Raw genomic sequence first — 13,354 nt, 5'->3', positions numbered from 1 at the left:
TCACACTCCTTTAGTAAAAGTTATTGAAAGATGCTATGATACCCCTCTGATAATTTCAAAATCAACCAATTGAGTAAGTTGCCCCCCATATCAAGCGAAGAAACTTCGGTAGCACCTGCCGGAAATTCATATATTCCTTGCATCATTTCAGTATGAACTGTCCCAAAATTGGTCGCCATCAACAACGCTGCCATAATGACGACAGCACCTGCCAAGACGGAATGAATGATGTTCCCTTTACGTGAGGCCACAATGAAAGCCACATAAAATGGAATCGTTGCTAAGTCACCAAATGGCAGGACTCGATTTCCTGGTAAAAACACGGCCAATAAGAGCGTGATAGGCACCAATATTAAACCGGTGGCAATGTTGGCAGGATGCCCAATTGCTAACGCGGCATCTAATCCAAGGTAAATATCACGCCCTTTAAAGCGGTCTCGTAAATAATCACGAGCTGCCGTCGAAATTGGAATCAAACCTTCCATTAAGATTTTTACCATTCGTGGCATTAATAGCATGACTGCTCCCATTGAAATTCCGAGCTTAAAAACATTGCCGATATCATAACCTGCTAAAAAACCAATCACAATCCCTAATAATAATCCCATAATCATCGGTTCGCCAAAAATACCGAATCGTTTTTGAATCGTTTCCGGGTCTGCTGTCACTTTTTTCAAACCAGGGATTTTAGCAATTAGCCACCCCGCTGGAATGCCAATGATGGCAAACGCAACGGTTGAACCTGTTGGTAATGAAATTCCTTGCAAGCCATAAAAACGTTGCACCATTGGCGCGGTTTTATCCGCAATATATAAGGTGATGACTTGAAAAAGAATCGCACACCCGATCGAAAACCACCAATTGCCGGTAATGAGATAGCCTGTGGCCCCTGCTGATATAAAATGCCAATAATTCCAAATGTCGATGTCTAATGTTTTTGTTGCCTTCACCATTAATAATAACACGTTCACTCCTAATAAAATCGGTAATAATATCGCCGCAACTGGTGAAGCAAATGAAGCAGCCGCAGCTGATGGCCACCCTGTATCGATAATTGTTAAATGTAAATCAAACCGCTTCACCATTGCTTGCGCCGCGGGGCCAATGTTACCTGTTAACACCGAAATCACTAAATTAATCCCAACAAAACCAATCCCAATTGTAATTGCAGCTGCAAAGGCTTCTGCTAGTTTGACACGAAAGGCAACCGCAATTAGAAAGATAGCTAACGGTAAAATCACTGTGGGTCCTAAATCCAGCACATATTGTACACCAGCTAATAACGTTTGCATGCCCTCACTCCTCCTTAAATTAATGCATCAATAATTTGTTGGTCGAGTTGTTCCATCTGAATACCTGTAATATAGGCTGTGGCAATAATAGTTGGCAGGTGATAACTTGTTGGCAAGATCGTTGTCGATACAATGACATCCGCCTGTGTTTGCTTCGCCTTAACTTCCATTATTTTACATTGGATAACTTCTGCTTGAATCCGTTCGCGTTTTAGCAACTCCTCTATTTTTTGACAAACAACCGTCGATGTTGCAATGCCTGCACCACAGGCCACTAGAATTTTCTTCATAACTCCGCCTCCTCTTTCGTTAAGATTGCGAATAGTTCGCTCGCATCTGTCGCATGTAATAGCTGTTCAACCCGCGTTTCACTTCGACAAATAGCCATCACCGCTTTTAAACTGGCTAATTGCGCTGTCGTTGTCGTCAATCCTAATACAAAAACAATTTGAACAGCGACCCCATTCACACCATCCATCGCATGAAAAAACACTGGTTTCCGCAAGGTCATCACACTAATAAACGGTTGTTTCACATGGTTGAAATCAGTATGCGGAATCGCGATGCCACAATGAGGTAACGCTAAACCTGTTGGGTAGCTTAATTCCCGCGTTTGTAGGGCATTAAAATAACTTGCCTTCGTATATCCGAGTTGCTGGGCCTTTTTACAAATGGTTTTGAAGATCGTCTCAACACTATCCTCTTGCTGTTGTACATAGAGCAGTTTAGTTTCAATCATATCTTTCAAACTCATTGCTTGCACCTCTTTGTCTTTTTAGTTCTTACCTCAAGTATAAAAGTGCTTTTTGAGCATAGCTACACCTTTTCATCACAGTTTTTAACAGACGTATTGATTTCAGTGTGATGAAAGTAAAAAAGCACCTCCAATATGGAGGTGTCAGATTGTTGACAACGTCGAATTAAACTACTTTTCCTTTCAAATTATATGACAGTGACTTTGTCTACGAAATGAGTAGGCTTAATAGAAATGCGGTTATCTCCTCTAGTTACATCAGCTAAATCCTATGATTTTTCATGGGAAAGTTGCGACGGGAAATAGTCGAGACGTTATTTTCTCCAATCACTGCAGTTTAGAACGGCTTTAAATTACTTTCGTTCTAGGAAAAACGCGCCTTCGAGGTGAGTATACAGATGGCACTCAACTTCGAGAAGGCGAGGCATTGACGACCTAGAACAGCGTTTATCTTCAGTCTCTCACCTCCAATAAGGAGGTGTGAAGGCTATCGTTTTGATTCAGATTTCATTGAGTAGTCGTTGATACGCTTTCCCAGCTGAATTTTCATTAGCACAGGCTTTTAACAAGGTTTTGTTCTCTGCTAATTCCACAAGACACTTAAGCGGTTCAAGTTGTTTAAAGGCATCATCGCTCACAATTAGCACGAGACAATGCACCAATCCGAGCTCGGTTTTAATCCCTTCTTTAATAAATAGTAAGCTAAAACCAACACCATTAACACCATGATGTGAAGACTCATGTGGAAGCGCAATTGTTTCCCTTAAAAAGATACTCACATGCATACGAGGGTATCGTTGCAGCATTGCCTCAAGATAACGTGGTTTGATAATATTTCCTTTTAAAAGCGGTGTGGCAGCTTGTATCATCGCCTCCCTCCAGCTAGCATAACTTGTATGTTGCACGTGCTTTCTCGGTAATAAAGCTAACAGTTTTTGATAGGGATGTATGCTGCAATTGCTGACAAACTTATGGTCTAATGCTGCTTTTTTTTTCGAAACCATCCTGCAAAACAGTACTCCGAAGTTGGTTTAACGCCTCATCACTAGGTATTGTTTCGATAAAATAATAGGGCTGATTTATTTGTAGTGGTATTACCGAAAATATCAAATCAACGACTGGGGCGTTATCGTAAAAAGTACGTTTACTCATTGCTTTTAAAAAAGAGAATTCCGGAAAAAAAGCAATCAAACGAATACGTAATAGTTGTGCAATACTCTCTCCACTCGTACAAACAACGACCGCTTGTTTTTGCAACTTTATAGCATGCTGACACTCAATTAAATGAGTTGCCAAAAAAATAGTCAAGTAAATAACTTCATGTTCAGGGATCGTACGACCAACTAATTTCTCGAGAGGTAACAGCGCATTTTTTACGTACTGATTAAGCGTTTTATATTTTAATGGGAGGTTATCAACAGAGACCGTTTTTAATGTTAAACCATACATGATACGATAATAGGCTGGTTCAAAATGACGGGAGAGTTTTTGTAACAACTGTTCTTTTTTAGGGAGAAGGTAAACCGCTGTTGATTCAAAGCTTAATAAAAAGGCGTTTAAAGCAGTCGTTAACGCTTCTTTTTGTGACGGCGGAGGCGATGGACGGGCTTTGCCAAGTGCTAAAAATTGGAGTGTAAAATACAGCCGATCATTTTCAGAAAACAGCTCATTTTTATCAATGACCGTTGTCACTATCCGATATTCAATCGTATCTGCTAACGCAGTAAGCTTTATTAACGAATAACGATCTAGCTGATTCTGACTGTTTATACGTCGTAACAGCGTAATCAAAAAAAAAGGCTAATACATGTGACTGACGTTCAATATAACGTACTCTCAGAGCCGCTTCTATTTTTTTAATTTTATCTTTTGCCGCAATGACCTCTTCATCCTTAACATCAAGATAGTAGCGTAGCACTTGACTCATTGAGCGTTCGTCCATGATGCGATCCAATGCTTCAAAGAGAAGCGAACGAATCTGCCATTCATCACCGGTTAAAAGATAACCTTTTTTACGTGAATACTTAATCCTTATCCCCTTTTTTTCAAGTAGCTTATTCGTTTCTTTTAAATCTTTTAATACCGTATTTTTACTAACCTGTAATTGTAACGCTAGGCTCAGCAACGATAGTTCTTCTACTAAAGTGGCCACCATCAAAATGAGCAACTGTTGTCGTTCTGCCTCGGATGGCACATACGTAACAATAAGCGAAATAAGCCCACACAATTGTTCTTCGTGTGGACTTATCACTTCGATGCATTTTTTATCAATCTTAATTACGCCTAATTGATAGCTGGCTAAAAAGTCATTTCCTTTAGCAATTGTATACCGTAACTGACTTTCACTAACACTGAATTGTTGGTAAATTGATGTCACTCGCGAGCGTCTGTTTTTAATGATATAGAGCAATACCTTACTTGTTCGACTGTCTAATATCATCGATTTCGCCTCCCTATACATATAGGTTAGCAAGATCGTTTGAGATCGTAAAGTGATTACCTCTCGCAGTTTTCTGCCGACATTTCTAATCAGGAGCGTTTACTATTTTTTTGATTTTGAGGAAGCTTTTTATAGTAAATCCTTACTTTTCATTTTATTCAATTCACTTTTGATTTTATCGTTGTATTTTTTTTCGACCAGATCTCGCTTCTTCGGTAAAAAGAATTGCGGCAACAATTAGAAAGACAATGTACATAATCCAATTTAATTCTCCCATATATAGCCCAATGGTCACCATCACAAAGAAAATAGCTGGTATAATAAAACTCATAAACAGATGTCGGTTCATTGATAATAAATATTGCGCTGCAAACATTGCTGCTAAAATTACCAAGCGTATAAACTCATTCATTTTTATTACCTTCTTCCTTGTTATAAATGCGAATGATTTCTTGCGCATCCTCAATCGCTATTTTTTCATCAATTGTTAATTCTCTAATATATCGAATAAGCGAAGAATTTTCTTTTTTATCACTTAATTTAACTTTTTCTATTAAGCGATCTAACCTAATTCTAACTGTCGGGTAAGAAACCTCATAGGTTTTTGCCATTTCCTTTAAGGAACCTGATGCTACAATAAAATTTTTCATAAAAACAATATCTTCATTGCTCAGTTCTTTTAGCCAATCTGTTTCAGACATTTCCCCACTGCCCCTCTCTAAATAAGAGGCTAACACATAAATAATATCAACAAAACATTGACATTGTTTATTTAATGTTCAATTTAGTTAATACATTTCTCTTTATGCTGTTGACCACAACATTACTTATTTAATAGATCAGAAAGCAGCTCTATGCATGTTAAAACAATCATTTTTCTAACTTGTTATATTTTTTGTATTACCATTGCAAGTGAGTATTTATTTAACATACCCGTGAAAAATCGGCAACGATTCTATCTCTATCTATTCAGTTACTTTGTTTCATCATTACTTATACGCTAATTGAAGCTTGTTATCATCGATTTACAAAGAAGAAACGTACGTTGAATCTTTTTCTATCCTGCACTAAAAAACCAACACAAGTAATGATTGTGTTGGTTTTCTTAAACTGTATCTAACAATATTAATTTTTAGAATTAACTCTCGAATTGAACACCCTAAACTTCTCCACTAATATAATGATAGAGTCCATGATCAATCTCATTATCAAGTATTAATTGCATTTCAACAATTGGTTTACCATTTCTTATCACTTCACGGGCACTCGTTTCATTTACTGTAGCAGTTCCTAAGTAATAAGAATCTGCTCCTTCGCCGTCACTTTTCTTCACAAAAACATGTAGCGTTAAGGCCGTCCTATTCGATGATGTAATCGTTATGACTTCTTCTGAACTAAGTGTTCTTGGTGAGCGTGTATACCATTTAATAACTTTTTGACTTAAAAACTCATCTTCATAAGCAATACTTGCATCAATGTCCGCACTTTTATGATAGGTGAAAAAAATTGGACATGTATCAAATTTAGTTTTATATCCATATACAGTACTCGACTCATCTTTCTCCCAGTTTAAAATACGGCAGGCATCTTTACGAGAGTATTTCCTACCTATTGTTAGAAATTTATCAATATCATATTGTTTGCTTTTTAAAAATCCTGCAGTAATCACATCTTGCATCGCTTGCTTAAATTCATCATTTTCTATTGATTTTTCAATCTGGCTATTTAGTCGATAATTTCTATTTTCTAAAATTACAATTGGTGCTTCTCCATAAGCCTTTCTATGACTTTCGACAAAAAAGGTTAAATTAAGTACATTTTCAACAGACTTGATTGTTGCTGCTGTTGTGATCAATCCTAATTTTCTCATCTCATCTAAAATTGAATGCTTAGCAACTGGCCTTTGTAATAGACTATTTAAGATTAAAAGTTCATGGCGACGTTTACCGTTCAATAACTCGATCGAGATAAATTGTATTACCTTAAGTTGATAGTCACTCAGTGAACTTGTATCTTCCTTAATCGCATTTAAAAAAGCAGGATACGTTTTTTTTTGCTTTTATAATAACTTCTGGGTCTATTGAGTCATTCATTATAAAATCCGTTAACTTTGGTTGATATCCTAAACGTTGCTTAAGACCAAAATAGGCCTCTTTTAATGCAACCATCGAATTTAGTTTCACTTGATTTATTGATGAAAAAATACGTTGTTTAGCAATTTCTTCAAAATTAATTGTCGATAAACCTGACATGTAATTGAGTTGAGACATTTTATGCCGGATATTATCCTTATTTTTTGACGTATCTCCTGTTAAAGCAATAGGAATCAAATAGTTATTTTTATAATTCCCAATAAAATCAATGATAGTCACGTACTCCTTATCATTGCTTTTTCTTAATCCTCGTCCTAATTGTTGTACAAAAATAATACTTGATTGTGTTTGGCGTAGCATTACGACCTGATTAACACTTGGTATATCAATACCTTCGTTGAAAATATCAACGGTTACTATATATTTAATCGTACCTTGCTCTAATTGATCGACTGCAGCTTCTCGTTCAGCAATTGAGTTACTTCCTGTTAAAGCAACTGTCTCATAACCACGGTGACATAGTTCGACAGCTAACTCATTGGCCTCTTCTTTGCGACTACAAAAAATAAGACCTCGTAATGTTTTACCAGAATAACCATAATATTCTACTTTTTCTATCAGATGAGACACTCGTTCTTTAGAAACCAATTTGTCTAAATTAGTATGATCATCGATGGTTTCTCCATTTCTTTCATAGTCAGTCACACCAAAATACTGGAAGGGACAAAGCATCTCTGCTTCCATTGCTCCTTGCAGCCTTATTTCATAAGCCACATTATAATCAAAAAGTTCAAATATATTAAAGGCATCAGTTCGTTCTGGGGTTGCCGTCATACCTAATAAGAAATCAGGTGTGAAATAATCCACGACTCGCTGATACGAATGGCCTCCCACTTTATGACTCTCGTCAATCAATATGTAATTAAAAGCTTTTTTATTGAACGAATTTAGACGTTCTTCTTTAGCTAAGCTTTGGATTGTTGCAAAAACATATTTAGATGCTCTATTATAAGTCTTACTTGTTAAAAGAGTATAGTCATCATTTTTACCACCTAATATCTTTTTGAAATCAGTCATTGCCTTTTGCAAAATCTGTTCACGATGGACGATGAATAGCATGCGTTCAGGATTATATGCCTTAACATCAAAGGCTGATAAAAATGTTTTCCCGGTACCAGTAGCGGAAATAATTAACCCTCGACGTGCTCCGGTACTTCGTAAATCAGCCAAACAAGTTAATGCCTCTTTTTGCATTGTATTCGGTGTTATTTCAATTGTGTCAGAATTTTTTTTGCTGTACACGTTTCGCTTGTATAATTGTCTCGAAAACAGTTGTATAATTTTTAATCCATTCTGATGTTAGCTCAAACGATTTTTGCCATTGGTCATCGACAGCCGCTAATACTTGATTAACAATATCACCATTCTCTAATGATGTTAACTGAATGTTCCATTCATAGTTTTTTTGTAGCGCATTCAGCGTCAAATTTGAACTGCCAATCGTAATCGAATAATAATCTTTTTGTTTAAATACATAGCCTTTAGCATGAAAGCCTTCTTCTGGAAAAATACGAACATCGAGATTCTTTATTTTTAATAATTCCGAAAAAACTTTAGGATTATTGAAACCTAGATAATCAGATGTTATCAATCTTCCACGGATACCTTTTGCCTTTAAATCGATAAAATGACTTTTAAGTGCAGCTAAACCTGCCTCGGTCACAAATGCAACTGAAATCACAAACGATTCACAGGTCTCGAGCTGAACTTTTAAATGTTCTAATACATTCTCGTTAGCTGCATTCGTCAATAGCTTCGGAGAAAAACGTCCTGAATTACCACTTTGACGATTTATAAACCCTGTGTTTAATCCTTGTTGTAAATCACTTAAAATATTAATAAGAGCGCCTCCTAATTAAATGTCAGTGTTGCTATATTGGTCTCACTAATTATTTTCACTGCTGGAATATCTGCCGGCGCCCACTGCAGTTCGTCCATTTCCAGGGGGTGCAACCATTTGATTTGTATGTGCTCTGTTAAAAGCGGTGTACCTGTTTTAATTTTCGCAAAATAGGTTGCTAAATGAACGGTGCCAAATTCATATTCATAGGTTGTAGTAGTAATATGTTCACCAATTACTACTTCACAATGCATTTCTTCTTTAATTTCACGAGTCAAAGCTTGCTCATTTGTTTCACCATTTTCTATCTTTCCGCCAGGAAATTCCCACATACGAGCCAGTGTTTTTGTTTCACCACGCTGTGCGCATAACACTTTACCGTCGTTAATTATGACCGCACCTACAACATATATGTTTTTTTTTCATGAAATCCTCCATTAATTGTCTTATAGTTAATTATACGCTAGAATCCCTTTAATATTCATCTGATTTTAGATGATTTTATTACAGAATCTTCAATAGATAAAAACGAACAATCATCAGTTGCACCTTTAATACACAATTATGCTGACTATCACTCCCATACATCATCCAATTCCTCCAACAACGCTCGTTTCTTGGGATAAGTTTCCCGCAAATTAGCCACAACAACTGCGGCTGTCTGTTTCCCATCACAATCGAGACTTGCTAAGTGTCGCAGTTGCTGACATAATCTCCGGTATTGCCGGCGATTCTCACATTCTTTAGCCGCATGCATTAAGTAGGCAGTGTACAATCGATAAACTGCTTCAGGGTCATGCGCAAGCAGCACTTCTGCATAGGTTGTGATTTCAGTTAAGTCTCGTGAAATATTGATACTTAAATGGTGCCACTTTTGATTGTTTGCAAACAGTTCATTGGCTTGCTGCACCCAGTAGCTCTTGCTCAGCTGATTGAAGGCTGCCTCACGTTCTTTCTCATAACCTAAACGTTCAAGTAAAGCGAAATACTCGTCACTAAAAACGAGCGTATCTAATTGAAACAGCGCCCGAAATTCAATCACTGCTAATTCGGGTTGTTGCGAGTCGAGATAAAGCAGGCACAATTTAAACTGCCACGTACTTTGCTCACCAATTTGTTGGGTGATAGCTGCTCGACAAAGCGCAATGGCACGCTCTCGATGCCCTGCAGCCAACGCCTCGTCATAAGCCATCAACACATCTTCGACTGTTTCTTCCGTGGATAGTTCAATCGTTCGTTTATCTGGAATTCCTGCTAAATCGTTACAAAACTGATGATGCCAGTCAGTCACATATGGTTGTTGATGTCATTCTGCCAATGCCGCAGACGCTGCGATTAAGGCTGCTTTATTTTTCGTTGTAATCAAGGGTTGCACGATTCCTAACAATGGATACAAAAATTCGACAAAATCGTGATAGACCTCAAGTTGAAGTTCCTCCCCAACCAATTCGGTAATGTTGCCTGCAATATCACAACCAACTTCATCACTTATCACCAGCAGGTCTACGATTAAATCAAGTGTCGCTAGCGACGACTCGAATAACTCCATTAAGTAGCCTGAACTGCTATCGGCATAGGCCGTATTGTCACGGCTGTGCGTAACACGTAGAGTGTCTCACGAACTGATGCTGTTAGTACAAAGCGATCATTCAGACAATTTGTATAGACTTCTTCTAAAAGATCCTCTAGTCTGCGGCAGACTGCATTACAGTTCTTATAATCAATAAAGCCCTCACTCGTATGGCTCTTCAGAATGTTTGCAATCTTCGTTTCGAAGTCTGTCATTGATATCCACTCCCTTCACTCGGTTAGTCGCTTGGCGAATGCCTCCTATTAAAAGTTATAACGCACTTTGCCATCCTCAATCACTATCACGCTTTCGCCTGTTTGATTCACTAAAACTGTCGTTACATCCTGATGTGTTTCACTAATTTGGCGCAAATACGGTGCAATTGTATCGCTCAAATAACCGTTCTTATCCTGTGACGCTTGCTCTGTTTGAATACGATCATTTGCTGCGGTCGTTAACGGTGTCACCAACAATTGTTTGCCTGTATAACTGGCACCGAGGTCGGTTGCTTGTAAAATGCCGCTATTAATCCTATTAATCGCCTCTGCTGAGAGTGTATTATTCGTTGCGGCGGTTTCACTTTCAGCCGCTCGTTTCAGTTTATTCAGATCATCAACTAAGCCTTGTGCATCGGCTTCTTTTTGGGCCACCACTTTTTCTAACTCCTGTGTTGCTGTTGGTGGTTGTGTTTGCCAATACCAGATTGTACCTCCCACACCACAGATGGCAATGATTGCCACGATTATCAGTTGTTTTACGCCACTCATATGGGCCCTCCTTTAAGACTATTCTCTCTTTTATTTTAACTGAAATGGCGTTAAAGTAACAGCTAATCCATCTTTCAGTCAGGTTTGTTTGCTTATAGTTGGGGAATATGCTAAATTTCAAAGGAAGAGAACTTTTTCTCACCGAAAGGAGTCTTACAATGAAAGCCTCACGCATCATTGCGATTGAAAAATACATACATACGCATGGTTCAGTCTCATTAGATGAATTATGTGATGTTTTTAAGGTTTCGAAGAATACCATTCGTCGGGACGTCGATATTATTTTAAAAAAAGGTACCATTACTAAGGTCTATGGTGGCGTGCAAGCACTTGAGACAAACCCTCTTAAACCCTATACTGAGCGTGATGTCGTCGCAGCTGCTGACAAGGATAAAATCGCTGCCCTGGCGGCACAACATATCGAACCAGGTGACTTCGTCTATATCGATTCAGGTACAACAACGCGCCATCTGATTGACTATCTTGACGCAGATATTGCCTGCACGGTGCTCACGAATAACCTCGATATTATGAATGCCTGTGCCGATCGGAGCAACATTACCTTGCACACGATTGGCAACACTTTTAAGCAGGCGACGCGTTCTTTCGTCGGCATCAATCTTGGTGACACAATTCAGCATTATAATATTACAAAGGCGTTTATGGCTGCCACAGCCGTTTCACTCACTGCTGGTGTAACGAATAGCGATTTGCTCGAATACGACATCAAGAAAAACATTGTCGCTGTCGCAAATGAGGTCCTTTTACTAGCGGATGCGACTAAATTCGATAAGGCGACCTTGCTAACCTATGCGCCACTGAGCGCTATCGATACGGTGATTACCTCTGCCTCTATTCCACGCAGCTACCTCGCTTATTTTGAAGCACAATCAATTGCGGTGGAACAGGTACAAGACTAATAAAAGCCAGACGACCACAGTGAATGGTTGACTGGCTTTTATTTTCAATAAAGCAATCACTACTTCCGAACTACCTTCTGATACAATAAAAAAACAATACGCATTGAGCTCAATTACGAACTAATACATCACTATAACAGGAATTAAAATGATTAAATCATATATGATATGGGCACATATACCGCCCCAGAGACTATTAGTCATTCTCCAAGCGTATGTGAATGGCAATCGACCTATTCCAATAACAAATAGACACTGCCATAAGTCCCCATCATAAGTTGAACAATGCAGCAGACCAAATATAACCGAACCGACTAACACAGCAATGTACCATGCCCTTTTTTCCGTTAGTTTCTTTCCAAATAACCGATAGATTAAGAAGGTCATACTGGCTGTAATAACTTCTTCACCTGCAACAGAAATTGATATTACGACTAACAGTACTATCGATACAATGAAATCAGCCTGCTCAAAATCTTTAATTATTGGATTATCTGTTCCCGATGATACCCCTAACCAATCTCCCAGATAGAGAAACAGAAAAGATATCAAAAATCCGGCCACGATAGCTAATGTAATGTGAACATAGTAGTGACCTTCCATCTTCCGAAAAAAAGCTTGTGTGGTACTAGTTCCAAACGACAGCCATAAACAAATAAGTCCTGCCCCTAAAAAAGAAAGCCATGACAAATCTTCACCGTACAGCTCACCATAAATTCCCAGTCCTAAAATAGGCACTATCACTAATAGTGTCCAATAATTAAACTTATTATTATTCAAAATAGCGTTTAGCATCTGATGTTCCCTCCATCTATCTTCTATTTCAATACATTACCTAGTAGCTAATGTAGCTAGTTAGCCCTTTTATTAGATCCTTTTCCTCGTCACTAATTATAATTAGATAAAATATAAAATCCCCCGAAAAATTCTTCGGAGGATTTTATATTTGTTCAAGAAGAATTTTTTTATACGTCCTTATTTGTTAAAAACTTCTTTTCTTCTTACGATAATCAAGGTTGTCAATACTAACAAAATCATCCCTATTCCTAATTCATTGTTCTCAGCTTTATCACCAGTTTTCGGTAAGATGGTTATTTTCTTAGAAACTGATGGTTTTTCTGGAACAGTAATATTAGGCTTGTTCGGTGGAGTGTTTGGAACTTCTATTTCAGGAACGTTAATATCGGTGGTTGGTTTTTCTGGTACAAGTGGCACATCTGGCTCACCTGGTGTTGGCGGTGGCACATTGCCATCGACTGTTGCCACGTTGACAACCTTGCCTTTAGCTTCCGCACTTACTTTCACTTTGAAACTGATAAAGAGGCTTTCGCCACCTTTGAGTGACCCGAGGTCACCTGTCGCTAGTTTTTGACCGGTAACCACATCATCTGTTAACGCTTTTTCTTTGCCATCAACTCCGGTTACTTTCAGGCTGCCTCGTTGATACACGAGTCCTGCTGGAATCGCATCGCCAATTTTCACCTTGTTAATAATCGTCGTTGGCGCTGATGTGTTCGTTGCCTTAATTTGATAGCTAATGACCGCGCCAACTTTAACGGCTTTGTGATCAATCGCATCATTGCTGGCATTGAAGACGTTTTTTCTCAGCTTTTTATTT

18 protein-coding genes are annotated in these 13,354 nt (G+C 38.2%); 1 reads left to right on the top strand and 17 read right to left on the bottom strand.

Annotation, left to right across the window (positions count from 1 at the left end; all coding sequences use genetic code 11):
- Positions 1 to 20: 20 nt before the first annotated feature.
- The 15 genes from BCAMP_RS06785 to BCAMP_RS06720 all read right to left on the bottom strand — a co-directional run bounded on the left by BCAMP_RS06785 (position 21) and on the right by BCAMP_RS06720 (position 10,816).
- Positions 21 to 1,292 (bottom strand): PTS galactitol transporter subunit IIC, encoded by a 1,272-nt coding sequence (locus tag BCAMP_RS06785; RefSeq protein ID WP_035314671.1) that lies wholly within the window; start codon positions 1,290 to 1,292, stop codon positions 21 to 23.
- A gap of 14 nt (positions 1,293 to 1,306) precedes the next feature.
- The gene (locus BCAMP_RS06780; protein ID WP_035314670.1) at positions 1,307 to 1,582 is read right to left on the bottom strand and encodes a PTS sugar transporter subunit IIB; all 276 of its coding nucleotides are present in this window, start codon (positions 1,580 to 1,582) and stop codon (positions 1,307 to 1,309) included.
- Positions 1,579 to 2,046 (bottom strand): PTS sugar transporter subunit IIA, encoded by a 468-nt coding sequence (locus tag BCAMP_RS06775; RefSeq protein ID WP_035314669.1) that lies wholly within the window; start codon positions 2,044 to 2,046, stop codon positions 1,579 to 1,581. Before BCAMP_RS06775 ends, BCAMP_RS06780 begins: the two co-directional genes overlap by 4 nt.
- Positions 2,047 to 2,546: 500 nt before the next feature.
- The gene (locus tag BCAMP_RS06770; RefSeq protein ID WP_084038642.1) at positions 2,547 to 3,050 is read right to left on the bottom strand and encodes a PTS sugar transporter subunit IIA; all 504 of its coding nucleotides are present in this window, start codon (positions 3,048 to 3,050) and stop codon (positions 2,547 to 2,549) included.
- A complete protein-coding gene (locus tag BCAMP_RS06765) occupies positions 3,016 to 3,738 on the bottom strand; it encodes a PRD domain-containing protein (protein ID WP_035314667.1) in 723 nt (240 codons plus the stop codon). Before BCAMP_RS06765 ends, BCAMP_RS06770 begins: the two co-directional genes overlap by 35 nt.
- Before the next feature lie 10 nt (positions 3,739 to 3,748).
- Complete coding sequence (locus BCAMP_RS06760; protein ID WP_035314666.1) at positions 3,749 to 4,486, bottom strand: helix-turn-helix domain-containing protein; 738 nt, start codon at positions 4,484 to 4,486, stop codon at positions 3,749 to 3,751.
- Between the two features lie 175 nt (positions 4,487 to 4,661).
- Complete coding sequence (locus BCAMP_RS12610; RefSeq protein WP_051456937.1) at positions 4,662 to 4,898, bottom strand: hypothetical protein; 237 nt, start codon at positions 4,896 to 4,898, stop codon at positions 4,662 to 4,664.
- On the bottom strand, positions 4,891 to 5,187 hold the full coding sequence (locus tag BCAMP_RS06750) for a DUF2089 family protein (RefSeq protein WP_035314664.1): 297 nt from the start codon (positions 5,185 to 5,187) through the stop codon (positions 4,891 to 4,893). Before BCAMP_RS06750 ends, BCAMP_RS12610 begins: the two co-directional genes overlap by 8 nt.
- Before the next feature lie 458 nt (positions 5,188 to 5,645).
- The gene (locus tag BCAMP_RS15045; protein WP_408605183.1) at positions 5,646 to 6,440 is read right to left on the bottom strand and encodes a DUF3427 domain-containing protein; all 795 of its coding nucleotides are present in this window, start codon (positions 6,438 to 6,440) and stop codon (positions 5,646 to 5,648) included.
- Positions 6,441 to 6,504: 64 nt separating this feature from the next.
- A complete protein-coding gene (locus BCAMP_RS15040) occupies positions 6,505 to 7,809 on the bottom strand; it encodes a DEAD/DEAH box helicase (RefSeq protein ID WP_408605182.1) in 1,305 nt (434 codons plus the stop codon).
- A gap of 49 nt (positions 7,810 to 7,858) precedes the next feature.
- Positions 7,859 to 8,389, bottom strand: a complete 531-nt coding sequence (locus BCAMP_RS15035; protein WP_408605181.1) for a phospholipase D-like domain-containing protein — start codon at positions 8,387 to 8,389, stop codon at positions 7,859 to 7,861.
- A gap of 101 nt (positions 8,390 to 8,490) precedes the next feature.
- Positions 8,491 to 8,892 carry a (deoxy)nucleoside triphosphate pyrophosphohydrolase gene (locus BCAMP_RS06740; protein ID WP_035314660.1) on the bottom strand — a complete coding sequence of 134 codons (402 nt, stop codon included), beginning with the start codon at positions 8,890 to 8,892 and terminating at the stop codon, positions 8,491 to 8,493.
- A 161-nt stretch (positions 8,893 to 9,053) separates the two neighbouring features.
- The gene (locus BCAMP_RS06735) at positions 9,054 to 9,770 is read right to left on the bottom strand and encodes a hypothetical protein (protein ID WP_035314659.1); all 717 of its coding nucleotides are present in this window, start codon (positions 9,768 to 9,770) and stop codon (positions 9,054 to 9,056) included.
- A gap of 15 nt (positions 9,771 to 9,785) precedes the next feature.
- On the bottom strand, positions 9,786 to 10,028 hold the full coding sequence (locus BCAMP_RS06730) for a hypothetical protein (protein WP_035314658.1): 243 nt from the start codon (positions 10,026 to 10,028) through the stop codon (positions 9,786 to 9,788).
- Positions 10,029 to 10,312: 284 nt separating this feature from the next.
- The gene (locus tag BCAMP_RS06720; RefSeq protein ID WP_035314656.1) at positions 10,313 to 10,816 is read right to left on the bottom strand and encodes a hypothetical protein; all 504 of its coding nucleotides are present in this window, start codon (positions 10,814 to 10,816) and stop codon (positions 10,313 to 10,315) included.
- Positions 10,817 to 10,974: 158 nt separating this feature from the next.
- On the opposite strand from BCAMP_RS06720, the gene BCAMP_RS06715 reads away from it, so the two are divergent.
- The gene (locus BCAMP_RS06715; protein ID WP_035314654.1) at positions 10,975 to 11,736 is read left to right on the top strand and encodes a DeoR/GlpR family DNA-binding transcription regulator; all 762 of its coding nucleotides are present in this window, start codon (positions 10,975 to 10,977) and stop codon (positions 11,734 to 11,736) included.
- A 120-nt stretch (positions 11,737 to 11,856) separates the two neighbouring features.
- On the opposite strand, the gene BCAMP_RS06710 is transcribed toward BCAMP_RS06715, so the two are convergent.
- Positions 11,857 to 12,531, bottom strand: coding sequence for a CPBP family intramembrane glutamic endopeptidase (locus tag BCAMP_RS06710; RefSeq protein WP_035314652.1), 675 nt, complete (start codon positions 12,529 to 12,531; stop codon positions 11,857 to 11,859).
- 180 nt (positions 12,532 to 12,711) lie between these two features.
- Positions 12,712 to 13,354: isopeptide-forming domain-containing fimbrial protein (locus tag BCAMP_RS06705; protein WP_035314650.1), on the bottom strand; the 643-nt coding region annotated here is incomplete at its 5' end.

It is taken from the genome of Brochothrix campestris FSL F6-1037, from assembly GCF_000525915.1.
Lineage (GTDB): Bacteria > Bacillota > Bacilli > Lactobacillales > Listeriaceae > Brochothrix > Brochothrix campestris.
Note: the sequence above shows the minus strand (reverse complement) of the source record. Positions and strands in the feature narration are given on the sequence as shown.

What these genes read in the sequence shown, in the direction of transcription:
- BCAMP_RS06785 (WP_035314671.1), bottom strand. Translation starts at nt 1,292, where the DNA reads ATGCAAACGTTATTAGCTGGTGTACAATATGTGCTGGATTTAGGACCC.
- BCAMP_RS06780 (WP_035314670.1), bottom strand. Translation starts at nt 1,582, where the DNA reads ATGAAGAAAATTCTAGTGGCCTGTGGTGCAGGCATTGCAACATCGACG.
- BCAMP_RS06775 (WP_035314669.1), bottom strand. Translation starts at nt 2,046, where the DNA reads ATGAGTTTGAAAGATATGATTGAAACTAAACTGCTCTATGTACAACAG.
- BCAMP_RS06770 (WP_084038642.1), bottom strand. Translation starts at nt 3,050, where the DNA reads ATGGTTTCGAAAAAAAAAGCAGCATTAGACCATAAGTTTGTCAGCAAT.
- BCAMP_RS06760 (WP_035314666.1), bottom strand. Translation starts at nt 4,486, where the DNA reads ATGATATTAGACAGTCGAACAAGTAAGGTATTGCTCTATATCATTAAA.
- BCAMP_RS12610 (WP_051456937.1), bottom strand. Translation starts at nt 4,898, where the DNA reads ATGAATGAGTTTATACGCTTGGTAATTTTAGCAGCAATGTTTGCAGCG.
- BCAMP_RS06750 (WP_035314664.1), bottom strand. Translation starts at nt 5,187, where the DNA reads ATGTCTGAAACAGATTGGCTAAAAGAACTGAGCAATGAAGATATTGTT.
- BCAMP_RS06730 (WP_035314658.1), bottom strand. Translation starts at nt 10,028, where the DNA reads ATGGAGTTATTCGAGTCGTCGCTAGCGACACTTGATTTAATCGTAGAC.
- BCAMP_RS06720 (WP_035314656.1), bottom strand. Translation starts at nt 10,816, where the DNA reads ATGAGTGGCGTAAAACAACTGATAATCGTGGCAATCATTGCCATCTGT.
- BCAMP_RS06715 (WP_035314654.1), top strand. Translation starts at nt 10,975, where the DNA reads ATGAAAGCCTCACGCATCATTGCGATTGAAAAATACATACATACGCAT.
- BCAMP_RS06710 (WP_035314652.1), bottom strand. Translation starts at nt 12,531, where the DNA reads ATGCTAAACGCTATTTTGAATAATAATAAGTTTAATTATTGGACACTA.